The sequence below is a fragment of the Enterococcus sp. DIV1059_2 genome (assembly GCF_051713685.1).
In the GTDB taxonomy this organism is placed as follows: Bacteria; Bacillota; Bacilli; order Lactobacillales; family Enterococcaceae; genus Enterococcus_D; species Enterococcus_D casseliflavus.
This window is the reverse complement of record NZ_JBIOQK010000001.1, coordinates 3,688,348-3,714,641: the sequence shown is the minus strand read 5'-3', so window position 1 is coordinate 3,714,641 and position 26,294 is coordinate 3,688,348. Positions and strand designations below refer to the sequence as shown.

The 26,294-nt window shown below is 43.7% G+C and carries 15 protein-coding genes; 10 read left to right on the top strand and 5 right to left on the bottom strand.

The features are described 5' to 3' along the window. Positions 1–55: 55 nt before the first annotated feature. Both IGI72_RS17600 and menA read left to right on the top strand, forming a co-directional pair. Positions 56–1,132, top strand: coding sequence for an FAD:protein FMN transferase (locus IGI72_RS17600; protein WP_438755013.1), 1,077 nt, complete (start codon positions 56–58; stop codon positions 1,130–1,132). 12 nt (positions 1,133–1,144) lie between these two features. Continuing rightward, positions 1,145–2,098 carry a 1,4-dihydroxy-2-naphthoate polyprenyltransferase gene (gene menA / locus IGI72_RS17595; RefSeq protein WP_438755011.1) on the top strand — a complete coding sequence of 318 codons (954 nt, stop codon included), beginning with the start codon at positions 1,145–1,147 and terminating at the stop codon, positions 2,096–2,098. A 336-nt stretch (positions 2,099–2,434) separates the two neighbouring features. Here menA and IGI72_RS17590 read toward each other — a convergent pair whose 3' ends face one another. Further along, the gene (locus tag IGI72_RS17590) at positions 2,435–3,397 is read right to left on the bottom strand and encodes a biotin--[acetyl-CoA-carboxylase] ligase (RefSeq protein ID WP_438755009.1); all 963 of its coding nucleotides are present in this window, start codon (positions 3,395–3,397) and stop codon (positions 2,435–2,437) included. Between the two features lie 433 nt (positions 3,398–3,830). Between IGI72_RS17590 and rpoB the strand changes: the two genes are divergently transcribed. Beyond that, positions 3,831–7,448 (top strand): DNA-directed RNA polymerase subunit beta, encoded by a 3,618-nt coding sequence (rpoB, locus tag IGI72_RS17585; RefSeq protein ID WP_008381746.1) that lies wholly within the window; start codon positions 3,831–3,833, stop codon positions 7,446–7,448. An 87-nt stretch (positions 7,449–7,535) separates the two neighbouring features. Further along, positions 7,536–11,186, top strand: coding sequence for a DNA-directed RNA polymerase subunit beta' (rpoC, locus tag IGI72_RS17580; RefSeq protein WP_438755007.1), 3,651 nt, complete (start codon positions 7,536–7,538; stop codon positions 11,184–11,186). A 218-nt stretch (positions 11,187–11,404) separates the two neighbouring features. Here rpoC and IGI72_RS17575 read toward each other — a convergent pair whose 3' ends face one another. Beyond that, positions 11,405–12,823, bottom strand: coding sequence for a helix-turn-helix domain-containing protein (locus IGI72_RS17575; RefSeq protein WP_438755005.1), 1,419 nt, complete (start codon positions 12,821–12,823; stop codon positions 11,405–11,407). A 298-nt stretch (positions 12,824–13,121) separates the two neighbouring features. Here IGI72_RS17575 and IGI72_RS17570 point away from each other — a divergent pair, with 298 nt between their 5' ends. Then, a complete protein-coding gene (locus tag IGI72_RS17570) occupies positions 13,122–19,316 on the top strand; it encodes a Spy0128 family protein (protein ID WP_438755003.1) in 6,195 nt (2,064 codons plus the stop codon). Positions 19,317–19,397: 81 nt separating this feature from the next. On the opposite strand, the gene IGI72_RS17565 is transcribed toward IGI72_RS17570, so the two are convergent. Next, positions 19,398–20,069, bottom strand: coding sequence for a prepilin peptidase (locus tag IGI72_RS17565; RefSeq protein WP_438755001.1), 672 nt, complete (start codon positions 20,067–20,069; stop codon positions 19,398–19,400). A gap of 125 nt (positions 20,070–20,194) precedes the next feature. Between IGI72_RS17565 and IGI72_RS17560 the strand changes: the two genes are divergently transcribed. After that, positions 20,195–20,683 carry a Dps family protein gene (locus IGI72_RS17560; protein WP_005230382.1) on the top strand — a complete coding sequence of 163 codons (489 nt, stop codon included), beginning with the start codon at positions 20,195–20,197 and terminating at the stop codon, positions 20,681–20,683. A gap of 41 nt (positions 20,684–20,724) precedes the next feature. Here the strand turns inward: IGI72_RS17560 and argH are convergent, their stop codons facing one another. Both argH and IGI72_RS17550 read right to left on the bottom strand, forming a co-directional pair. Next, complete coding sequence (gene argH, locus IGI72_RS17555; RefSeq protein WP_438754999.1) at positions 20,725–22,104, bottom strand: argininosuccinate lyase; 1,380 nt, start codon at positions 22,102–22,104, stop codon at positions 20,725–20,727. A 54-nt stretch (positions 22,105–22,158) separates the two neighbouring features. Continuing rightward, complete coding sequence (locus IGI72_RS17550; protein WP_005233014.1) at positions 22,159–23,373, bottom strand: argininosuccinate synthase; 1,215 nt, start codon at positions 23,371–23,373, stop codon at positions 22,159–22,161. A gap of 406 nt (positions 23,374–23,779) precedes the next feature. Here IGI72_RS17550 and rplM point away from each other — a divergent pair, with 406 nt between their 5' ends. The 4 genes from rplM (at position 23,780) to IGI72_RS17530 (ending at position 26,292) form a co-directional block, all read left to right on the top strand. Next, positions 23,780–24,226 (top strand): 50S ribosomal protein L13, encoded by a 447-nt coding sequence (gene rplM, locus IGI72_RS17545; protein WP_301280258.1) that lies wholly within the window; start codon positions 23,780–23,782, stop codon positions 24,224–24,226. 15 nt (positions 24,227–24,241) lie between these two features. Continuing rightward, positions 24,242–24,634 (top strand): 30S ribosomal protein S9, encoded by a 393-nt coding sequence (rpsI, locus tag IGI72_RS17540; protein WP_003128901.1) that lies wholly within the window; start codon positions 24,242–24,244, stop codon positions 24,632–24,634. 192 nt (positions 24,635–24,826) lie between these two features. Continuing rightward, on the top strand, positions 24,827–25,384 hold the full coding sequence (locus IGI72_RS17535; RefSeq protein WP_438754997.1) for an ATP-binding protein: 558 nt from the start codon (positions 24,827–24,829) through the stop codon (positions 25,382–25,384). Positions 25,385–25,635: 251 nt separating this feature from the next. Continuing rightward, the gene (locus IGI72_RS17530; RefSeq protein ID WP_438754995.1) at positions 25,636–26,292 is read left to right on the top strand and encodes a hypothetical protein; all 657 of its coding nucleotides are present in this window, start codon (positions 25,636–25,638) and stop codon (positions 26,290–26,292) included. Positions 26,293–26,294: the final 2 nt, after the last annotated feature.

Sequence of the window (26,294 nt, the reverse complement as noted above, 5' to 3'; positions counted from 1 at the left end):
CTGCCAAAAAAAGGCTATTATATGAAGGTTGAAGACAATAGAAAAGAGGAAAATCATGAAAAAGAAAGTAACGTTTTTTCTGATGTTTGTTTTTTTAGGCACAATGTTGGCAGCCTGTGGCAGTGATCAGGAAGCAACGACGCTGCGCGAAGAACCATATTTTCAAGAAGAATTTTTATTAGGTACGTATACTCGGATTCGCATTTATGATGAAGGCAAAGAGGACGCTATGAAGCCTGCCTTTGACCGCATCAGAGAGTTAGGCGATAAAATCACCATCAACCAAGCAGGGTCAGAGATCGATGAAATCAATGCGCAAGCTGGCATCAAGCCAGTGAAGGTTTCAGATGATATCTATTATTTGTTGAAAGAAGCCTATGATTATAGTGTGAAATCAGAAGGCGGCTTTAATATGGCCATCGGTGCGATTACCCAATTATGGCGAATCGGCTTTGATGATGCCCGCAAGCCAGAACAATCTGAGATCGATGAAGCGTTGAAACATATCAATTATGAACAAGTCGAGTTTAACGACGAAGACCACACGGTGTATTTAAAAGACAAGGACATGATCCTTGACCTTGGGGCGATCGCCAAAGGCTACATCACGGATGAAGTCGTCAAAGTGCTGAAGGACAATGGCGTGACTTCCGCGATCGTCGATTTGGGCGGGAATGTCTATGTGTTAGGTCATAGCAACCGCGGTGCAGATGAGCCATGGAATGTCGGAATCCAAGATCCAAACAAATCTCGCGGCTCGATTATCGGCAGTATCAAAGAAACCAATAAAACAGTAGTTACTTCAGGGATCTACGAACGCTACTTAGAAGTAGACGGCAAAACGTATCACCATATTTTTGATTCTGAGACTGGCTATCCTTACGATAGCGATGTAGCAAGTGTGACTGTGATCACTGACAAATCCATCGATGGTGACGGGTTGACTACGGTGGCGTTTGATAAAGGAGTCAAAGAAGGCTTGGCTTATATCGAACAGCATACCGAAAAGGGAACCGATGCGATCTTTATCACAAAAGAAGATAAAGTGTACGTAACAGACGGCATCAAAGATGCCTTTGAGCTTTCAGAGGAATCAGGCTACACGATGGGTGATCGTGCTGATTTAGAATAGGAGGAGTGAAAGATGTCTCTTTCAGTGTTTTTAGAAGTGGTGGAGATCCGCACCAAGGTGGCGAGTGTCTTCCCCTTCATTATGGGTGTGTTGTTCTCGTTGGTGTATTTTCATGAATTTCATCCGTTGAATACTGTAATTTTTTTTCTGGGGATGCTGCTGTTTGATTTGACGACGACGTCCATCAACAATTATATGGATTTCAAAAAAGCCAAATCAGAGACCTACAAATACCAGCACAATGTGATCGGGCGCGAAAACATCTCAGAAGCTACTGTTCGCAATCTGATTTTTGCGATGCTGGCAGGAACCTTACTGATCGGTCTTTACTTGACCTTTGTTACCGGCTGGCTGCTGCTAGTGATGGGGCTGGTGGTTTGTTTTATCGGGGTCTTTTATACCTTTGGCCCCATTCCGTTATCGCGGATGCCTTTAGGCGAGGTGTTCAGCGGTGTAACGATGGGATTAGGGATTTTTGCCATCACGATCTATATCAATACCATTGATCAAAAAGTTTTTTATCTGGCACTGGATTTTGCGAACGGAACCTTTGGCTTAGTGGGGAACCTCTGGGCCGTGTGCGCCATCGTGTTGGCATCCTTGCCGTTGATTTTCACGATTGCTGACATCATGTTAGCCAATAATTTACGGGATCTGGAAGCTGATATCGAAAACCATCGCTATACGCTGGTGTACTACATCGGTCGCGAAGCAGGTATCCGTCTGTTTCAAGGCATGATGTTGGCGTCTTATGCCGCTATTTTATTGGGCCTCTTGTTTGGTCTCTTTCAATGGCCAATTTTGCTCGTGTTTCTGACACTGCCGAAAATCCGTCAAAACTTGAAAGAACATCAAACCAGCCTGCCCCACCCACGTAGCTTCGGCTATTCGATTAAAAACATGATTTTATTCAACAGCAGCTATGCCTTGGGCTTGCTTTTGTGCCTGGTGTGGCAATTGCTATAAAAGAAAAGATCGACCCGCTCTTGAAAGAGCAGGTCGATCTTTTTATGTGGGGAATGAAAGAGCGCATAAAAACTGTAGAAAAGACATGATAAAAGAACGAGCATCCTACTTAGTATGAAAAGATGAGGCTCGCTTTCTTTTCGATCCTGATTGCAACAGTAAAGTTTTGGTGACAGTGGCTAAACCCGATAGAAAGGGGAGCTGCCTAGGTTGCTCTTTTGTATAAACCTTCGGAATAAGCAGGTCTGTTTATGGAGCATGTGTGCTCGCGATTGCTTTAACTGATTCCCTGCGAAAGCAGCGAATCAGCAAGCGGATTTGCGACTTTTTGCAGCATCAATACCGTTCCAAACTGATTTCTCCAGAAGAAAGCACCTTGCGCTCCGTTGCTGTTTCCACCACCAATTCACCGGTGTTAGTAATGTCTTTGGCGATCCCTTCATAGGTCACACCTTGTTGTGTAAACTGAACGGTGCGGCCCAAAACGAAGGATTTCTGCCGATAGCGGGGCATATAATCCATGTCAGGTAGTTGCGCCAATAATTGGAAGAACCGACGCCAAATTTCTTGAATCAACGCGGCTCGAGAAAAGGTTGGATACTCTTCACCAGGAAAGAGTGAGGTCGCTTTTTCCCGAATCTCTGCTGGAAACTGCTGTTGCGGAATCGAAAAACTGATGCCGATACCGATTACAACCGAGGTAATGCGGCCTGTTTCAAAGTCACTGGTTGCTTCAGATAAAATACCGCAGATTTTTTTTCCATCTAAGTACAGATCGTTGACCCACTTAATGGCCGTTTCCTTCATTAGAAGGGCATCGATGGCTTCTGCGACTGCCACCGCCGCCAAAACGGTATATTGCGGCAATTCTTGAAACGCTTGGTTGGGTTTTAAGAGCAAGCTCATGTAGATCCCTTGTTTTTTCGGTGAGAAAAACGGTCGTTCGAAGCGGCCATGACCGCCTGTTTGCGTTTCGGTCAAAAAAAGGGCGGGGGTTGCCAGTCCACTGTCCAAAGCGGCGATCTTGGCTTCTTTCATGGTGGACTCAACAGCATCCTTGATTTGAATCGTGGGGATCATCGGCAAGGCGGCTGCAAGTGCTGCTTGATCGTAGCGGTCAGCGGAGACAAAGCGATAGCCGTTGGCCAAGTGTTCGAAATGATAGCCTTCTTTCTCAAGTTCTTTAATGGCTTTCCAGACTGCTGTACGAGAGATCGACAAGGCTTGGGCTAGTTTTTCTCCGGACAGTACAGTATCTTCTTTTTGTAATAAGGTCAGTATTTTTTCTTTTGTCGTCATAAGGATATCCTTCCTAATGTTTCACGTGTAACGTTTTCGTTAGCATAGCAAGAAATCGGCAAAAAGCAAAGTAGTTTCTTACGAAAAACAGTCCTCACCAGCCTTGTTTTTTTCTTTAGAAAATCTTAGGAAATGGGTGCGTCAGAAAAGCATTGTAACTTCCAATGAAAGCTTGACAGAAAAGTACTTCATCTGTATAATAAGGAGTTGCAAAAACTATCTGAACGAAAAAAGCAGAAACGAAATATTGTCCGTTTCGGCTTAGGAATAAGGAAACAAAAGTAGAAAATGCCCAATGCATCCGTTCTATTTTTGGTTTTTTTTTGCCTAAAAGCCGCAAAAAATGCTTTCTGTAACCTATATTTAATATTTGTTACAGTTTTGTAAATAATCGGATAGCCTTTTTGAAAGACTTTATGAAGAGGTGAAGAGCTTGGCTGGACACGTAGTAAAATACGGAAAGCATCGCGAACGTAGAAGTTTCGCACGGATCAGTGAAGTATTAGAATTACCGAATTTGATTGAAATTCAAACCGACTCTTACCAATGGTTCCTAGATGAGGGCCTAAGAGAAATGTTTGAAGATATTTTGCCAATCGAAGGATTCAACGGTAACTTGTCCCTAGAATTTGTGGATTATGAATTGAAAGAACCAAAGTATACAGTAGAAGAAGCCCGTGCCCATGATGCAAACTATTCGGCACCATTACATGTTACTTTGCGTTTGACGAACCGTGAAACTGGGGAAATCAAATCCCAAGAAGTATTCTTTGGTGATTTCCCATTAATGACTGAACAAGGAACCTTTATCATCAACGGGGCAGAACGGGTTATCGTTTCTCAGTTGGTCCGCTCTCCAGGTGTATATTTCCATGGCAAAGTCGATAAAAACGGCAAAGAAGGCTTTGGTTCAACTGTTATCCCTAACCGCGGTGCGTGGTTAGAAATGGAAACTGATGCCAAAGATATCTCTTACGTACGGATTGACCGTACCCGTAAAATTCCTTTGACGGTCTTAGTCCGTGCCCTAGGGTTTGGTTCTGATGATACGATCTTTGAAATTTTCGGCGACAGTGAATCATTGCGCAACACGATCGAAAAAGACTTGCATAAAAACGCAAGCGATTCTCGTACCGAAGAAGGATTGAAAGATGTTTACGAACGTCTTCGCCCAGGCGAGCCAAAAACAGCAGACAGCTCACGTAGCTTGCTGAACGCACGTTTCTTCGATCCAAAACGTTACGACTTAGCAAATGTTGGTCGTTACAAAGTAAACAAAAAATTAGACTTGAAAACACGTCTATTGAACTTGACCTTAGCAGAAACCTTGGTTGACCCTGAAACAGGCGAGATCATTGTTGAAAAAGGCACTGTTTTGACTCACCAAGTCATGGAAACACTAGGCGCATTTATCGATAATGGCCTAAACAGTGTAACGTACTATCCATCAGAAGATGGGGTCGTGACCGAACCAATGACCGTCCAAGTCATCAAAGTCTTTTCACCAAAAGATCCAGAACAAGAAGTCAACGTGATCGGTAATGGCTATCCAGATACTGCTACACGTACGGTTCGTCCAGCAGACATCATTGCTTCAATGAGCTACTTCTTCAACTTGATGGAAGGCATTGGCAATGTCGATGACATCGACCACTTAGGAAACCGTCGGATTCGTTCTGTTGGTGAATTATTGCAAAACCAATTCCGGATCGGGCTTGCTCGGATGGAACGTGTCGTGCGTGAACGGATGTCGATCCAAGACACCGAAACCTTGACACCGCAACAATTGATCAATATTCGTCCGGTTGTCGCAAGTATCAAAGAATTCTTTGGTTCTTCTCAGTTGTCACAGTTCATGGACCAAACAAACCCACTGGGTGAGTTGACCCATAAACGTCGTCTATCTGCCTTAGGACCTGGTGGTTTGACCCGTGACCGTGCCGGCTATGAAGTCCGAGACGTTCACTATTCCCACTATGGCCGTATGTGTCCGATCGAAACGCCTGAGGGACCAAACATCGGGTTGATCAACAGCTTGGCCTCTTATGCCAAAGTCAACAAGTATGGCTTCATTGAAACACCATACCGTCGAGTTGACCGCGAAACAGGCCGTGTTACTGATAAGATCGATTACTTGACTGCCGATACCGAAGACCACTACGTTGTGGCCCAAGCAAACAGCTTGTTAAATGAAGACGGCTCTTTCGTAAACGACGTTGTTATGGCGCGTGCTACTTCTGAAAACTTGGAAGTTTCGATCGATAAAGTCGACTACATGGACGTATCACCAAAACAAGTAGTCGCAGTCGCAACCGCATGTATTCCTTTCTTGGAAAACGATGACTCCAACCGTGCCTTGATGGGTGCCAACATGCAGCGGCAAGCAGTACCATTGATCAATCCGAAAGCACCTTGGGTTGGTACTGGTATGGAATACAAATCAGCACATGACTCAGGAGCTGCTTTGTTATGTAAACATGATGGGATCGTAGAATACGTGGATGCAGCCGAAGTGCGCGTTCGTCGTGACAATGGCGCATTGGACGTTTATTCTGTTACCAAATTCCGTCGTTCAAACTCAGGAACCAGCTACAACCAACGTCCATTAGTAGCACTTGGTGAAAAAGTGGAAAAAGGCGACATCTTAGCAGATGGCCCATCTATGGAACAAGGCGAAATGGCACTAGGACAAAACGTCTTAGTCGCATTCATGACTTGGGAAGGGTACAACTATGAAGATGCCATCATCATGAGCCGTCGTTTGGTGAAAGATGATGTTTACACTTCTGTCCATATTGAAGAATATGAATCAGAAGCCCGCGACACAAAATTAGGACCTGAAGAAATCACTCGCGAAATCCCGAACGTTGGGGAAGACGCATTGAAAGACCTAGACGAAATGGGGATTATCCGCATTGGTGCGGAAGTCAAAGATGGCGATCTGCTTGTTGGGAAAGTCACGCCAAAAGGGGTAACGGAACTTTCAGCAGAAGAGCGTTTATTGCACGCAATCTTTGGTGAAAAAGCCCGCGAAGTGCGTGACACTTCTCTACGCGTGCCTCACGGCGGCGGCGGAATCGTCCACGATGTCAAAATCTTTACCCGCGAAGCTGGCGATGAATTGTCACCAGGTGTGAACATGCTGGTTCGCGTTTATATCGTTCAAAAACGGAAAATCCATGAAGGGGATAAAATGGCCGGACGTCACGGAAACAAAGGGGTCGTTTCTCGCATTATGCCAGAAGAAGACATGCCTTTCTTACCAGATGGCACACCAGTCGATATCATGCTGAACCCATTAGGGGTACCTTCTCGGATGAACATTGGACAAGTATTAGAGTTACACTTAGGAATGGCTGCGCGTCAACTAGGCATTCACGTGGCAACACCAGTCTTTGATGGTGCCAGCGATGAAGATGTTTGGGCAACGGTTGCTGAAGCAGGAATGGCCAGCGATGCCAAAACAGTGCTTTACGACGGACGTACCGGCGAACCATTTGATGGCCGCATCTCCGTTGGTGTCATGTACATGATCAAATTGGCCCACATGGTCGATGATAAATTGCATGCCCGTTCCATTGGACCTTACTCATTGGTTACTCAACAACCATTGGGAGGAAAAGCCCAATTTGGTGGACAACGTTTCGGAGAGATGGAAGTTTGGGCACTGGAAGCATACGGTGCTGCTTACACCTTGCAAGAAATCTTGACCTACAAATCAGATGACGTGGTTGGTCGTGTGAAAACATACGAAGCAATCGTCAAAGGGGAACCAATTCCAAAACCAGGTGTACCAGAATCATTCCGCGTATTAGTAAAAGAATTGCAATCACTAGGTCTAGACATGCGTGTCCTAGATATCGATGATGCAGAGATCGAACTACGTGATATGGATGATGACGATGATGATTTGATCACCGTTGATGCCTTAACAAAATTTGCGGAGCAACAAACAGCCCGCGAATTAGAACAAAAAGCACAAACAGAAGCTAAAAATGCCGCCGACGCGTTGAACCAACAAATCGAGACAGCAGAAGATCGCTTGCAATAATAGACGGCCCTCGCTATTTCCGCCACTAGCGGAAATAGCCCCCGTTCTATCGGATATGTCCATGAAATGAAATGGAGGGAACCTTTTTTGATCGATGTAAATAAATTCGAAAGTATGCAAATCGGTTTGGCTTCTCCTGAAAAAATCAGAAGCTGGTCTTATGGTGAAGTAAAAAAACCAGAAACCATTAACTACCGTACGTTAAAACCTGAACGCGAAGGGTTGTTTGACGAGCGTATTTTCGGTCCAACCAAAGACTGGGAATGTGCTTGCGGCAAATACAAACGGATCCGCTATAAAGGTATCGTTTGTGACCGTTGCGGCGTGGAAGTAACACGTTCAAAAGTGCGTCGTGAACGCATGGGACACATTGAACTAGCAGCACCAGTATCACACATTTGGTACTTCAAAGGCATTCCTTCACGGATGGGTCTTGTCTTAGACATGAGCCCACGTGCATTGGAAGAAATCATCTACTTTGCTTCTTACGTAGTGATTGAACCAGGAAACACCAGCCTTGAGAAAAAACAACTATTGACTGAACGGGAATACCGTGAAAAACGTGACCAATACGGTCAAGAATTTTCAGCAGCGATGGGTGCCGAAGCCATCAAACAATTATTAGATGGCGTTGATCTTGAAGGCGAAGTTGCTGAATTGAAAGAAGAATTGAAAAACGCAACTGGTCAAAAACGGACCCGTGCGATCCGCCGTTTGGATATCTTAGAAGCATTCCGTGCTTCAGGAAACAAACCAAGCTGGATGGTCATGGACGTTATCCCAGTTATCCCGCCTGATTTGCGCCCAATGGTGCAATTAGAAGGTGGACGTTTTGCCACAAGTGACTTGAACGACTTGTATCGTCGTGTAATCAACCGTAACAACCGTTTGAAACGCTTGTTAGACTTGAATGCACCAAACATCATCGTTCAAAATGAAAAACGGATGCTGCAAGAAGCAGTCGATGCCTTGATCGATAACGGTCGTCGCGGCCGTCCAGTCGCAGGGCCAGGGAACCGCCCATTGAAATCTCTTTCTCACATGTTGAAAGGGAAACAAGGTCGGTTCCGTCAAAACTTGCTAGGAAAACGGGTCGACTACTCAGGTCGTTCAGTTATCGTCGTTGGTCCATTCCTGAAAATGTACCAATGTGGTCTGCCAAAAGAAATGGCGATCGAATTGTTCAAACCATTCGTGATGCGGGAGCTTGTTTCTCGTGAAATCGCGTCAAACATCAAAAATGCCAAACGCAAAATCGAACGTCAAGAAGACGAAGTTTGGGATGTTTTAGAAGATGTCATCAAAGAACATCCAGTGCTATTGAACCGGGCACCTACGCTTCACAGATTAGGTATCCAAGCATTTGAACCAGTCTTAGTTGAAGGCCGTGCCATTCGTTTGCACCCACTTGTTTGTGAAGCCTACAATGCCGATTTCGATGGAGACCAAATGGCCGTTCACGTACCATTGAACGAAGAAGCGCAAGCAGAAGCACGTATGCTGATGTTAGCAGCCCAAAACATTTTGAATCCAAAAGACGGAAAACCAGTTGTAACACCATCTCAGGATATGGTCCTAGGGAACTACTACTTGACGATGGAAGAAGAAGGCCGTGAAGGGGAAGGCATGATCTTCCGTGACATGGACGAAGCAGTTACGGCATGGCGCAATGGCTACGTGCATTTACACACACGGATCGCCATCAATCCAAACACTTTAGGGGACAAACCATTCACGTCTGAACAAAAACAACGCTTGATGGTAACAACGGTAGGTAAAGTGATCTTCAACTCGATCATGCCGCCAGAATTCCCATTCTTGAACGAACCGACTGACTACAACTTGACGGTTCAAACACCAGACAAGTACTTTATTGAAGCTGGTACAGATGTGCCTGCCTTCATCAAAGAACAAGAGCTTGTTGGCCCATTCAAGAAGAAAAACTTAGGAAACATCATTTCAGAAGTCTTCAAACGTTTCCGCATCACTGAAACGTCACGCATGCTTGACCGCATGAAAGACTTAGGATACAGCCATTCAACAATGGCAGGTATCACCGTTGGTATCGCTGATATCATGAACTTGCACGAAAAACATGACATCATCGACAATGCCCACAAACAAGTAGAAACGATCACGAAACAATTCCGTCGTGGTTTGATTACCGATGACGAGCGTTATGAACGAGTTATTGGTGTTTGGAATGCAGCCAAAGATGAAATTCAGTTAAAACTGATGGAATCATTGGAAGCGAAAAACCCAATCTTCATGATGTCTGATTCCGGTGCCCGTGGTAACATCTCCAACTTTACTCAGCTTGCTGGGATGCGTGGATTGATGGCCGCGCCTAACGGACGAATCATGGAATTGCCGATCATCTCAAACTTCCGTGAAGGTCTATCTGTCTTGGAAATGTTTATCTCGACCCATGGTGCCCGTAAAGGGATGACCGATACCGCCTTGAAAACAGCCGATTCCGGTTACTTGACACGTCGTCTAGTTGACGTTGCCCAAGATGTCATCATCCGTGAAGACGATTGTGGTACTGACCGTGGTTTAGACATTCAAGCAATTCGCGAAGGAAACGAAATCATCGAATCCTTAGAAGAACGTTTGATTGGACGTTACACACGTAAATCAGTGATCCATCCTGAAACTGGCGAAGTCTTTCTAGGGGTCAATGAATTGATCACTGAAGATTTAGCTAAAGCCATCGTGGACGCTGGCATCGAAACAGTATCCATTCGCTCTGTCTTCACATGTAACACCAAACATGGTGTATGTAAACATTGTTATGGCCGCAACTTAGCCACTGGTTCTGAAGTTGAAGTTGGGGAAGCAGTCGGTACCATCGCTGCCCAATCAATCGGTGAACCTGGTACTCAGTTGACCATGCGTACCTTCCATACCGGCGGGGTTGCCGGAGACGATATCACGCAAGGTCTCCCTCGTGTCCAAGAAATCTTTGAAGCCCGTAATCCGAAAGGACAAGCGGTCATTACCGAAGTTACCGGAGAAGTCATCGATATCTCAGAAGACCCTTCAACTCGGACCAAAGAAGTGACCATCAAAGGGGAAACCGATACGCGTACGTATACCGTTCCTTATACTGCCCGGATGAAAGTAGCAGAAGGCGACTTTATCCATCGTGGTGCGCCATTGACGGAAGGATCGATCGATCCAAAACAACTGTTACAAGTTCGCGATGTCTTGTCTGTTGAAAACTACCTATTACGAGAAGTTCAACGCGTTTACCGTATGCAAGGGGTAGAAATCGGCGACAAACATATCGAAGTAATGGTTCGTCAAATGCTGCGTAAAGTCCGCGTCATGGATCCAGGTGATTCAGGCATCTTGCCAGGAACATTGTTGGATATCGCCGACTTTAAAGACCGCAACTACGACACATTGGTAGCCGGCGGCGTTCCTGCAACTAGCCGTCCAGTCCTATTAGGGATCACGAAAGCATCCTTGGAAACCAACAGCTTCTTGTCTGCTGCGTCCTTCCAAGAAACCACTCGTGTGTTGACCGATGCAGCGATCCGCGGCAAGAAAGATCCTCTTCTTGGATTGAAAGAAAATGTAATCATCGGTAAGATCATCCCAGCTGGTACTGGTATGCCTCGTTACCGTGAAATGGAACCAAAAGAAGTAACAGTTGCCAGCGAAAATGTCTACAGCATCTCAGACATCGAAGCACAAATGGCTGCTGAAGACGCATTGAACAGCCAAAACTAATCAATGCCCAGCACCTGATTGACTCAGTGTGACGGAAAAGCTTGTCATTCTTCGGAATGGCAAGCTTTTTTTGTAGTTATATAGGATCAAATGTTGAACGCTCTTGGCATACTAAAAAGCCCCGCCAAAAGTGAAACGAAGCTTATATCCTCAGAAGTTGCTCTAACTTCTGAAGGGATAGCACTTCAATAGCTCCTTTTGAGGGGCTTTTTTGTTTTTCATCGGTCTTCCTGCCGTTTTTGTAAATTGGCGATCCCTTTTTCCTGAATCTGCTGCGCAATAAAAGCCAAGTCATTTGAAGTCAGGTTGATGTCTGCATAATGAAACACATTTTTTCTGCACGAGGGGGTCAAATTGCCGATGATCAAATCATAAGTCTCGTCCAGTTTGGTCAGAGAAAACGAGTCCAGAGGATTTAAAATCGTGATTGTTAGCTGATAAGGAATAAACTGTTGGATTTTCGTCTGGATAAATTCCGTATGGTAACTATTCGTATCATAGAACAAGGCTAAGTGAAAGTCAGCATTGGCCTCGATGATTTCTTTGGCAAAATTGGGAAAAGAAGTATGAAAAATATAAATCAGGTAATTGATCGTACTTGGTCGAATGATCGGTAAACTCGAATGGGTCAAAAGCTGAACGATGTCTTGGTTGACTGCTTGCTGAACAAAATCACAATTAGCAACAAAGCGGGCGAAGCGATCATCCAAAATGCAGTAAGGAATCTGCAGATTGATCCCAAGAAAATAGGAAAAGACGACGGCATCCAGCTTTTCTTCAAAATTGCTTTCACGGTAGTTGTATTTTCGAAACAATTGTTTCGTCAAATGATAAAATTCTTGTTTGGTTTTGCGAAAGACAGCGGGGTCTTGCCCAATGTGCGTCGTGACATAGCCAACCATTTTTTCTACATAGGCACGGGTGTAGCCAGTAAATTCACTCAAGTCGATTTTTTCTAAAAAATACTCGATATGATCCGCATTGGTTTCAGAGGCAGCAAAACGGTCACGCTTCGTATTGATATAGATGACAAAAGCGATCTTTTTGATATCGGAAAAATAGAGATTTAAGGGCGTCGCTGCTGCCATAATATGGGCGATTTTCAAAAATTCCTGTTCTTGATTGATGTTGGCGTCGATAAATTCATATTGGTATTTCTCCAAGAAGAAAATCAGAAAAAATTGGCGAATATTCTTTTCATTGCCTTTTAACTGGATAGGTTTGGTTGCGATAAAGAAATCAAAAGGAGCCAGAATCAAGTTGATCCTCTTAATTAAACGAATAATCGATGATTTGCTTAAATTTAATTCCAGCGCCAGCATATCATAACTGGTAAAACTGGAAGAAAACAATATTTCCAGTAATTGAAACGCAGAAGAACGGTTCAAAAAGTGGCTGTAAATATCCAAACGAGTAGCAAAGGGATGTAAGTGCAAGCGAACCGCTGAAAAATCATCAAATTGTAAGTCCAGAAACGAAAATTCATTGTCAATTTCTGCGATATAGGTTTTTGCTGAGGACATGGAGATAGAAAATTTCAGTGCTAAATCGTGAAGACTGGTCCCTTGATCGTCCAATAAATACTCAATCAGCTGTAGTTTCTTTTGTGAAGTGGATGATAACAATTTCCGTAACATATTTTCCTCCAAGCCTCCTTTTGACTAAATAGTATCACGTTTTTACATGTATTCAAAAAAATTACCTGTTGAATTTTTTTTGAATACATCACCACGTGATAATTTGGGAAAATAGAAGTGTGGGATAGTAGTAACACGTTTGATGCAAGTAGCAGAGACCTAAATCGTAGAATCATGGGGAGGGGGAAAAAAGCAGTTGTTTGTTGGGATATCTTGCTCACTGTTGAACAATTTTATTCGTGGAGCACTTCCGAAATCAATTGAATAAAAAAATTTTATACAAAAGGAATGAATAATCATGAAAAAGCCATTTTCTATCTATATATGTTTGCTGGTGTTGCTTGGTTCAATTGTTTGTGAACCAACGATCATATTGGCGGAAGCACTTAACGCAACCGATAGCACGCAACGGACGACAGAAACGCTAGCAAGTAGCGAAGCAGAGAGCGAAACGATCGATTCGGAAAAAGCACCGACGGACTCATCTGGGACAGAGGAAACACAACCTACGACTACTCAATCTACAGAAGCACCAACTACCGTCCCTAGCGAGAGTCAAGAAACCCAAGCATCTTCGACATTGAATCAAAACAGTATTCAACCGCGAGCACCAGATGCTGAGACGGAAACGGAAGCTTCGGCTACCGCGGGGAATCTTAGTGCCAACCTAAATGAACGGGGCGTGCAGCTATTTGATAATGTTCGGATCACTGACTTAAACGATCAACCCTTCACTGCCGAAAATCCACCGATGTATAACGGCAACATCAAAATCCATTTTGACTGGTCGTTAGCAGACACGGAAGAAATTCGCGCAGGCGATTATTATACGTATCAATTGCCAGACTATTTTGCCATTCATAATACTGTTAGCGGCGAATTGACTCGTTCTGGCGGACAATCGATCGGAACCTTTACCTTGGATCATGATGGTACATTGACTGTCACGTTTAATGAGGCCGCACAGACATTATCCAATCGTTCGGGGACCATTGATCTAATCACGGAATTAAGTGTGAGTACTGTTACTGAAGAAGTGACGATTCATACTGGGATCTACGATGAAGATGGTCATGAGATCATCATTACATTGCCGATTTATGAAGTCGATATCATTAAGACTGGTAATGTGACTTCCAGCGGTTCAGTGGTTTGGGAAATTATTTTTAACCAAACCAGTCGTGAATTGCACGATGTGGTGATCACCGATAAGATGCCTCAAGGCTTATCTTATAGTACCTCGACGGGCTACTTGTACGATGAAGCTACCGAAGAGTGGGTTCGTACCGATGGCTTATATACCTTTAACAGCGTCAACAACACGTTTACCTTCAATCAAACCGTCGATCAACCGGTCCGCATCGTCATCAATAGTGCGGTCACTGATCCAACGGCTTCTTCTTTCAAAAACACGGCAACAATCAACGGCAGTGATTTTACCGAGAAAAGCGCAGAAGCAACGGTGACCTATGATGAACAATCAGAATACAAACGGTTTAAAGGGTATGATCAAGAAACGAAACGTGCGTCATGGGAAATTTCCGTCACATTGGACAAAGACCAAGCCAAAGTTTTGGATCAGACCTATTCAGGAACGGATCCTGAAAAAGCCCTGCACTTTTTTGTGCCAGAGACTTTGGTGATCACAGACAAAGATGGTAACTCGATTCCAGCAGAAGATTGGTCCTTTGATGGGACGTACCAGCTGGACAAAGAGGGGGAAATCGTACGCTTTGGTATCACGTTTGCCAAAGCTGGTTACTACAAGATTCAATACGATACCCAGCTGTATGAATCGGTTTTAGCCGATACCCGTATTTACAACTACGCAACGATCCGCGACAATCAAAATACCTCGTTGACGGGCAGTGGGATCGTGACGCCAACCAAAACGATCGGTGTCGTGAAAACAGCTGGCACCAAAGATTATGAGACGAAGACTGTCGCATGGAAGATTGATGCCAATACGAATCAGCAAACAGTTAGCGACCTGATCATCGAAGACCGCTATCAATTGATCTCTGGGGCAAACAGCAGCGCACTGGCCTTATTGGCGGATACGCTGGTAGTGACGGCGAGCGGCGTGACCGAGCCTTTGGTCCTTGATACCGACTATACGCTGGAGCTGATCAAAGAAACGAAAACACTGACGGACGGCACAACGAAGGAACTTGAGACAGGTTTTCGCATTAAGCTGCAAGGGGCGTACCAAACGACTTCGGCAACGATCACTGTCAACTTCAAAACCAGCTTTGATATCGTGCAACAGGGTACGTTACCGGGCAGCTCTACCGGACGTTTTAGTAATGCAGCGTTTGTCCATTATAAAGACGAAGCCGGCAATATGTTCACGGAAGCTTCTGAAACCAATACATGGATGGACACCAGTTGGTTAAAAAATGCTTTGAAATACGGACTATTTATTGGCGAAGGCGAAGATGTCGCCACAGCGATTAAAACCGTATTTAATCGAGACCTAGGAACCATTTTTGATGAGCAGACCGCTTCTAGCGATCAAGTCTATTGGATGGGGCTATTCAATACGTACAAAGAAAAAATCAATAAAGATGCAGTCATCACTGACCAGCTGCAAGAAGGCCAAACCTTGAAAGACTTGGCGCTTTACACGGTCACAGTAACTGGGTCTACGACGCAAGTCAGAGCACTGAAAGAACAATTGGTGGAGAACGAGGATTACATCTACACCTATGATCCTGATACGAAGAAAGTTACGATCACCTTGCTGAAAGAAACATCTGAAACACTGGCGGTCTTCTTGGCAACCGAAGCAGCTGAAGAGGTATTTACCTACAAAAATACCATCACATTGATAGACAATGACACAACGTTGACCGCCAATGGTCAAGTTGACAAGTCCGCGAAAACGGACTGGTTGATGAAAAACGGCAGCCAGAATGCCGACAACAATCGGTTGATCGATTGGGAAATCATGATCAACGCTGACAGTCGCAAAATCCACAATGCGGTAGTCACCGATACCATCAACTACAATCAGCACACCTTTTTACGCGATGCCAACGATGCCGTGATCGTAGATGTGTATGAAGCGGTCTTAAACAATGGCACGTGGGAAAAAGGAGAAAAAGTCACCTTCACCAACGAGGACAATCCGAAAATCACCTCGGATGTGGTAGCAGGGACGCAATCGTTAGTGATCGCTTTTGAAGAAATGATTGATAAACCGTACTTTATCGTTTATCAAACACAGCTTGATCCTGGGATTTTGAACAATGAACGGGTGGCCAATAGTGTCAATTTAACGGGTAGTGAGATCGAGATTCACACAGTGACCAAAGAAATCACCATCAAATCGACAGACGGCAGCGGAACCTCTTCTGGTACGAACGGCTCCTTGACGATCGTGAAATACGATGCCGATGGCACCAAAGAACGAGGGATCGATGAAGAAGCGATTTTCCAATTAAGCCGCAAAAATGCGCAAAATACCTATGAAGTCATCTTGTCGAATCTGGTGGTCAAAAACAATCAGATCATGGAAAACGGCAACGCCATTGATCGGATCGACAATCTGCGTTACGGCGATTATATGATCCAAGAAATCACCGCACCAGAAGGATACGAACGAGATGCGACTCAGTACACCTTCACTATCTCTGATAAAGAAGTCAATTATGTCTTTGAGCTAGCCAACAAGCGAGAAATCAAAGAAACGACCCATGCTTTGAATGTCCAGAAGCTGCTTCATGGACGCGAGCTGAAAGACGGCGAATTTACTTTCTACCTGGTGGATGAAGCTGGCTCTGTGATTCTAACCCAAACCAATGACGGTAACGGACAAGTCACCTTTGACGACATCACTTACAATGAGCCTGGCGATTACCATTACACGATTCGGGAAAAAGCCGGCGATGATCCAACCATCACCTATACTGACAAAGAACTAAAGGTAACTGTGACGGTGACAGAAGAAGACAATCAGTTGATTGCGACAGCAGTCTATGAAGGTAATCAAGTCTTTGAAAATGACTATACACCAAAAGCTGGCAGTGTCGTTTTGAATGCTGAGAAAATTTTGACGGGTCGAAGCTTGCAGGCAGAAGAATTTGACTTTGAACTAGTTGATGAAGCAGGAACTGTGCTTCAGACAAAAGCCAATGATGCCACGGGCAAGATTTACTTTGACGCTCTTCCTTACGATAAAGCAGGTGAATACCGCTACACCATCCGTGAGAAAGCAGGAACTGACGGTACCATCACTTACGATGCAAAAGAACTTGCGGTAGTTGTGACCGTCACCGATGAAGACGGACAGTTGACCGCAGTAGCGGAATATGAAGGCAATCAAGTCTTCGAAAACAGCTATCAACCACAAGCTGGCAGTGTCGTACTAAGTGCCGAGAAAGTCTTAACTGGTCGTACCTTACAAGCAAATGAATTCGATTTTGAACTAGTCGATGAAGCAGGCAACGTACTTCAGACAAAAGCCAATGATGCCACTGGCAAGATCTACTTTGACGCGCTCCCTTACGAGGAAACAGGTGAGTATCACTACACCATTCGTGAGAAAGCAGGAACTGACGGCACCATCACTTACGATGCAAAAGAACTTGCGGTAGTTGTGACCGTCACCGATGAAGACGGACAGCTCACGGCAGTTGCCGAATACGAAGGCAATCAAGTCTTTGAAAATGACTATACGCCAAAAGCTGGCGGTGTGGTCTTGAATGTAGAGAAAGTGTTGACGGGTCGCTCGTTAGAAGCCAACGAGTTTGCCTTTGAACTAGTCGATGAAGCAGGCGATGTAGTACAGACGAAAAGCAATGACGCAATTGGTCAAATCTATTTCGATGAATTGACATATGACGAAATCGGCGAATACCGCTATACGATTCGGGAAAAAGCTGGTGCAGATAGTACCGTTACCTATGATACGAAAGAAATTGGCGTTGTTGTGAAAGTCACCGATGAAGACGGTCAACTGGTGGCAACAGCAACGTATGAGGGCAATCAAGTCTTTGAAAACGACTATACGCCACAAGCAGGCAGTGTCGTACTAAGTGCCGAGAAAGTCTTGATAGGTCGTACCTTACAAGCAGATGAATTCGACTTTGAACTAGTGGATGAAGAAGGGAACGTTCTTCAAACAAAAGCCAACGACGGCACTGGTAAGATCTACTTTGATGCTCTTGCATATGACAAAGCAGGTGAGTATCATTACACCATCCGTGAACAAGCTGGCAACAATAGTACGATCACGTATGATGCAAAAGAACTTGCAGTAGTTGTCACTGTGACGGATGAAGATGGACAGTTGACCGCAGTGGCAGAGTACGAAGGCAATCAAGTCTTTGAAAACAGCTATCAACCACAAGCAGGCAGTGTCGTACTAAGTGCCGAGAAAGTCTTAACTGGTCGTACACTACAAGCAAATGAATTCGATTTTGAACTAGTCAATGAAGACGGAACTGTTCTTCAAACAAAAGCCAATGACGCAACTGGACAAATCAGTTTCGATGCTCTCACATATGATGAAGCAGGCGAATACCGCTATACCATCCGTGAGCAAGCAGGAATCGATGGCACCATCACTTACGATACGAGAGAACTAGCGGTAGTCGTTACTGTGACGGATGAAGACGGACAGCTCACGGCAGTTGCCGAATACGAAGGCGATCAAGTCTTTGAAAACAGCTATCAACCACAAGCAGGCAGTGTCTTACTAAGTGCCGAGAAAGTCTTAACTGGTCGTACGCTACAAGCAAATGAATTCGATTTTGAACTAGTCAATGAAGAAGGCAACGTACTTCAAACAAAAGCCAATGACGCCACTGGCAAGATCTACTTTGACGCGCTCCCTTACGAGGAAACAGGTGAGTACCACTATACCATCCGTGAGAAAGCAGGAATCGATGGCACGATTACGTACGATAGGAAAGAACTGGCGGTAGTTGTCACTGTAACGGATGAAGCTGGACAGCTCACGGCAGTTGCCGAATACGAAGGCGATCAAGTCTTTGAAAACAGCTACCAACCACAAGCAGGCAGTGTCGTACTAAGTGCCGAGAAAGTCTTGACGGGTAGAGACTTGCAAGCCAACGAATTCGCATTTGAATTAGTGGATGAAGCTGGAAAGGTTCTGCAAACCCAACGCAATGACGCAAATGGAACGATTACCTTTGATGCATTGACGTATGACGATGCTGGGGAACATCGTTACACGATTCGTGAAAAAGCTGGCAACGACGCCACGATCATCTATGATGAAACCACCTATCAAGTAACGGTCACCGTCAAAGAACAAGCAGGAAAATTAGTAGCTGAAGCGGAGCAAACGGCAGAGATTGTATTCAACAACCATGTCAAAGAAGGCAAAACACCGAAGCCGGGAACTGACAACTTACCGAAAACCAATGACACTACGACCGCTGGTTGGGTCGTCCTTGGACTGTTGTTAGTAGTGATCGCAGTAGGCATCTACCTTGATCGCAAAAAACGGACGCCGTTATCATAGGCAGGGGAAGCAACAGAGCAGAAAGAGAAAGCGGGATGAGGCCAACTTGTCCCGCTTTTTCCTGTCCTGTTTTTTTTCACTTCAAAGAAAAAAACCGTCAAAAGTATGAAACGCTAGAAAGCGAACAATCAGCAAACCCAGACTCAAGAAGGGGACGAAGGGCAACTGTGCCAATCGTTTCTTCCAGATGCCTTGATAGCTAAAAAAAGCGAGGAGACCAAGACTGCTGGCTACTAGTAAGAGGGCCAAAAGTGTCTTTGGCGCTAGCCAAGTGCCCCAGCCTGCCAGCACTAAGAGATCGCCGCCGCCCATTTTTTCCTGCCAGACAAAAAAGACCAGTGGAACCAGTAAGCCTAAAGACAGCCATTGAAAAGAAGCGCCGCTTCTAAGCTGTGCCAGCGCGAGAAGCAGGTGGGCGGGGTACAGCAGTTGCGGGTAGACGCTATAGTCTATCAAGTCGGTCAAGCTGAGTAAAAAGGCACTGGTCAGCCAGACAAAGGTCAGGAAGCTTTCGGAATCATGAAAGGCAAACCCGCAAAGTCCGCCATAGCACAAGCAGGCGAAAACCCAATAAAACGGAGGTGAAAGCCATCTTGTAGGAAGGAGAAGAAACCAATGGTTATCCGAAACTTTGTTCACTTTCTGGTAGTGAGAACGAGAATCACTTTTTGGTAGATTCCAAAACAGGGTTTGTAAGAGCAAAAGCCAAAAGAAGCCGAGTAAAGCGCCTAAAAAAAACACGAAAATCGTCATTTTTCGTACCCCCTCATAAAGAAATACGTAAGAGAGTGAGAAATTTTCTCAAATAGATGATTTTGTTGTACTTTTTAATTGTTTCGTATTATCCTTAAAATAGATAATTTAGAGGAGGAATCGTTATGAAATTTGAACAAACAAAAGAAGTATTAAACCAACTTGTTGCTGATTTAAGCCAAATGGCTATGGTCGTTCACCAAACACACTGGTACATGCGTGGACCTGGCTTTTTGACATTGCATCCAATGATGGACGAATTCATGGATGATTTAAATGAGCAATTGGATGAAGTTTCTGAACGCTTGATTACATTAGACGGTTCACCATATTCAACTTTGCGTGAAATGGCAGAACACACTCAAATCCCTGATGAAGTGGGTAACTGGGACCGCACGATTCCAGAACGCTTAGCTACATTGGTGGAAGGTTACCGTTACTTAGCGGACTTATACCAAAAAGGGATCGAAGTATCTGGTGAAGAAGGCGACGATCCAACCCAAGATATCTTCATCGGCTTCAAAACAGCCATCGAAAAACGTATTTGGATGATCCAAGCGCACTTAGGCGAAGCGCCATTGATCGATCCAGCGAAATCTCGCGTACGTCATTAATCCACAAAAAAACCAGCGAAGAATTTTCTTCGCTGGTTTTTTTACTTGCCTACCAATAATGCTTTGGCGGCTTCAATTTGCTGTGCCACTTGATCAAAACCGGTGCCGCCATAAGAATGACGATTTTTGACGGCGGTGTAGGAGTCAAGTTTTTCAAAAATATCGCTGTCGATGGCAGGATGGATCGCTTGGTAGTCTTCCAAGGAAACATCTTGCAGATAGATGCCTTTGGTCAAGCACTCGCTGACGAGTTTGCCGACAATCTCATGTGCTTGTCTGAAAGGCACGCCTTTGCCAGCTAAGTAATCCGCTAATTCTGTTGCGTTGGAAAAATCCTTTTCAGTGGATTCTTGCATCCGTGCTTGATTGACCTTCATCGTTGCGATCATGCCCGTCATGATCTGCAAGCTTTTCGTGATGGTTTCGGCACTGTCAAACATGCCTTCTTTGTCTTCTTGGAAATCTTTGTTGTACGCCAGCGGCAAGCCCTTCATGACCGTCAAAAGGCCAAAGAGATTCCCATAGACACGTCCTGTTTTTCCACGGATCAGCTCCGCCATGTCAGGGTTTTTCTTTTGAGGCATAATGGAGCTGCCGGTGGAGAAGGTATCGGTCAGTTCCACGAATTGGTACTCGTGGCTGCACCAAAGAATCAGCTCTTCACAAAAACGAGACAGATGCATCATCAATAAAGAGGCGTTGCTTAAAAATTCCAAGATAAAATCACGATCACTGACCGCATCTAGGCTGTTGCTGTAAATATTGCTAAACCCTAACTCTTGAGCGGTGAAGGCGCGATCGATAGGGAAGGTAGTTCCTGCCAAAGCGGCACTGCCTAAAGGCATCATATCGATGCGGCTCAAACTCTCACTGAAACGCTCTTGGTCACGCGTCAGCATACTGTAATAGGCTAAGAGGTGATGGGCAAAAGAAATCGGCTGTGCATGCTGCAGATGGGTATAACCGGGCATGATGGTGTAGATGTTGGCTTCGGCTTGTAAAACCAGCGCTTCTCGCAATTCAGCGATCAAAGTGATCACCTCTTGCACGACTTCTTTCAAATACAAATGCATATCGGTCGCCACTTGGTCATTACGACTACGGGCAGTATGCAATTTGCCTGCCACTGGTCCAATCAATTCATGCAAGAATGTCTCGATGTTTAAATGGATGTCCTCATTTTCAATCGTGAAGGTCAATTCGCCAGCGGCTAATTGCTGCTGAATCGTGGTCAAGCCGTCAATGATCGCTTCGCCATCGGTTTGACTGATGATGCCCGTATGGACCAGCATTTTGACATGTGCCAAACTGCCAAGAATGTCTTGCTTTGCTAACTTTTGATCAAACGTGATGGAAGCCCCAAAAGCATCGATCCATGCTTCATTTTTCCCATCGAAACGTCCGCCCCATAATTTTGCCATATTCTCACCTCAAAAAAAGATTACGGCTGAAGCGGCAGCTTCAGCCGTGCATACTTAAATCAATGTTTCTGTTAGTTGCTGTTGTGCTTGGATCTCAGCGTGCACTTTGCTTGGCAGTCCCCATAATTTGATGAAGCCGATGGCCGCATGCTGATCAAAGGTATCTGCAGAAGTATACGTTGCTAAGTTTTCATCGTACAAGCTGTTTTCAGATTTCCGTCCTTCACAGATGACGTTGCCTTTGAACAATTTCAAACGCACGATCCCGTTGACGTAGACTTGCGTGCTTTTCAGGAAGGTAATCAAGGCTTCCGTCAATGGATTGAACCAAAGACCATCATAGATGACTTGGGCTAATTGCTGCTCGATGATTGGTTTGAAATGCGCCAATTCCCGTACAAAGACCAAATCTTCCAATTCTTTATGAGCCGTCATCAAAGCGATCGCTCCCGGACATTCATAAACTTCCCGTGATTTGATCCCCACCAAACGATTTTCGATATGGTCGATCCGACCAACGCCATGCTCGCCAGCCATTCGGTTCAATTTCATGATCAATTCTGCTAGATTCATCGTTTCACCATCAATGGCGGTCGGTACCCCTTGATCAAAGGTGATCTCAACGATCGTTGGTACATCAGGAGTATCTTCTAATTCTTGTGTGATGGCGTAGGCCCCTTTTGGCGGCGTTGCCCAAGGATCTTCTAAGACGCCGCACTCACAGGCACGTCCCCATAAGTTTTGGTCGATGGAATACGGATTGTCCAAATCAGCGGGAATCGGCACTCCTTTTTCAGCCGCATAGGCAATCTCTTCTTCTCGGGACCATTTCCATTCCCGAACCGGTGCGATGACTTTCAAGTGAGGCGCTAAAGCAGCGATCGCCACTTCAAACCGAACTTGGTCGTTGCCTTTACCAGTACAGCCGTGGGCGACGGTCGTTGCGCCAGTCGCTAATGCCAACTCCACCAATTTCTTGGCGATCAATGGACGAGACAAAGCGGAAACAAGAGGATAAGAATTTTCATAAAAAGTATTGCCTTGTAAAGCGATCAAAGCAAAATCTTGGGCGAATTCTTCGCGGGCATCGATGGCATAAGATTCAATCGCGCCAACTGCCAAAGCTTTGTCTTTAATGGATTGGGTATCGCGACCTTCACCGATATCTAGGCAGCAAGCCACCACATCATATCCTTGGTCCGTTAACCATTTAATTGAAACGGAGGTATCTAATCCTCCAGAATAGGCCAATATTACTTTTTCTTTCATACTTATTAACTCCTTTTCCGCATGTTTTCAAGTGATTGAAGCTATCTTATCAGAATAAAAATAATAAATCAAGGGTAAAATTAAATATTTATACATAAAAGTGGTGATTATCAGGTTTTTATACTATTATCGATGGTTAAGGAAAAGAAGTGGATGCTCACTTTGCTAATGAAAGTTTATACATAATATTCATTATGGTATTCAGTTTTAGAAACTTGCAACAACAAGTTTCGTTTTTCAGAGAAAATGGCAGAAAACGAATGGAGAAAATTTTCAAAAAGAGGCGGAATTACGTTGACATTAGGCTTTATAGAAGGTATTATGTTATATGGTATTGTTTGCCCCACAAGAGCCCCGGAAACTCAAGTGTATGTCAAACATTCGTGAAATTGAATTGGAGGAAAAAATTGTGCGTACAACATATATGGCCAAACCAGGCGAAGTAGAACGTAAATGGTACGTAGTAGATGCAACAGATGTTCCTATGGGTCGTCTTTCAGCAGTAGTAGCATCTGTCTTACGTGGTAAAAATAAACCAACATTCACACCTCATGTGGATACAGGCGATTTCGTAATCGTCATTAATGCAGAAAAAATCAAATTAACAGGTAACAAAGCAAGCGATAAAATTTATTACCGTCACTCAAACTTCCCAGGAGGATTGAAATCAGTCTCTGCTGGAGAATTACGTGCTAAAAATTCTCGTCGTTTGATCGAAACTTCTGTAAAAGGCATGCTTCCTAAAAACACTTTAGGCCGTAAACAAGGAATGAAACTTCATGTTTATGCTGGCGCTGAACACCCACATGCTGCACAACAACCAGAAGTATTGGACATCACAAACTTAATCTAATAGGAGGGAATTTCATTGGCACAAGCTCAATATATCGGCACTGGCCGTCGTAAAAATGCAGTAGCCCGCGTACGTTTAGTACCAGGTACTGGTAAAATTACTGTTAACAAAAAAGATGTTGAAGAATACATCCCACACGCAGACTTGCGTGAAGTAATCAACCAACCATTCGGCGTTACAGAAACTAAAGGTTCATACGATGTTTTTGTAAACGTAAATGGTGGTGGATACGCTGGACAATCAGGTGCAATCCGTCACGGTATCGCACGCGCATTGTTACAAGTTGATCCTGATTTCCGTTTAGCTCTTAAACGTGCTGGCTTACTTACTCGTGACGCACGTATGGTTGAACGTAAAAAACCAGGTCTTAAGAAAGCTCGTAAAGCTTCACAGTTTTCAAAACGTTAATCTTTTTATCGAAGATTCGAGACACTCTCCTTTTGGAGGGTGTTTTTTTATTTTGGGAAGATAAGTGCCTAATGAATTCTAAGACTAATCAATTTTTTCTCTTTACTATTAACAATATTTAAATAAAAACATTCAAAAATATAAATATCTGTGAGAAAATGAAGTATAAAATATATAGTGAGGAGATTGGTTATGGAAAAAAGTTCATTAGTTGCTTCGGGAGCACCAACAAAAAGTTTTTTTGTCGATATGTTAACGAGAGACATTGATCTGAGAGATGCTATTTTAGATTTATTGGATAACTGCTTGGATGGAGTTGTTCGTCAAAAGGATGCATCTAGTCCGGATGATAAAGAGTATTACTCAAATTATCGTGCTAATATTAATATTACATCAGAATCTTTTACTATTAGAGATAATTGCGGAGGAATTCCATTGGATATTGCTAAACAATATGCTTTTAGAATGGGAAGACTAGCAAGCGATCCTGAAAATAGTCTAGAACGACCTACTGTGGGAGTATACGGAATAGGAATGAAAAGAGCTATTTTTAAAATTGGGGACAATGCAATTATTAAAACAAGACATGGAGACACAGCTTACTCTGTTTTAATTGATGAAGACTGGATAGACTCGGAAACTAATTGGGATTTTCCAATTAATATCATTGAAGAATACGAAGGATTAGATCAAGGGACTGAAATAAAAGTTGATAAATTAAATGAAAATATAAAAAAGGGACTGAAATAAAAGTTGATAAATTAAATGAAAATATAAAAATAGAATGGCAGACTAGTTTAGATTCTTTTTTAGATAGCTTAAAAAGATCTATTCAAGAAAGTTACAGTTTTATTATTCAAAAGGGGTTTACGATAATACTAAACGGAGATGAAATCAAACCTTCTCCTATTCAATTATTAATTAGTAATGTAGATAATGGTATAAAACCGTATGTATATGAAAAAGAGTACTTTGATGGAAAGGTTACAGCGAAATTGATTATGGGCTTTTATAAAACTTTACAGACAGTAGCAGAGGATGATGAAACTACTGAAAATAAACGGACTACAGCTCAAGCAGGATGGACAGTCACATGTAATGATAGGGTTGTTCTATATAATGATAAAACTCATTTAACTGGATGGGGAGAAGCAGGGGTTCCGAATTTTCACAATCAATTTATTGGAATTTGCGGAGTAGTAATGTTTCAAAGCTCAGAACCCGAGTTATTACCTATGACTACAACCAAAAGAGGTATAGATTTATCTTCTATAATGTATGCTGATATTAAAAATACAATGAGAGATGCTTTGAAAACGTTCACATCGTATACAAATAGTTGGAAAAATCGAATTAAAGAAGAGAGGACAATCTCTTCCCAAGCAGAGCCAGTCTCAATATTAGATGTTTTTTCTAAAAAAGAGGAATATGGAATTAATTCTAGAAACAGGAAGGGTGCTCAAGTTTATAAACCAGTATTACCAAAACCATTGGTTGAGAAGAATGTAAGGGTAATCCGCTATTCAAAAGAAGAAAAAGAAATAGACTTGTTAAGACAATTTTTTTATAAAGGAAGTGAAGAAGGTGAAATAACTCCTAGTGAAGTTGGAGAAAAAGCATTTGATGAACTATTGAAACAAGTTGGAGAAGGTGAATAATT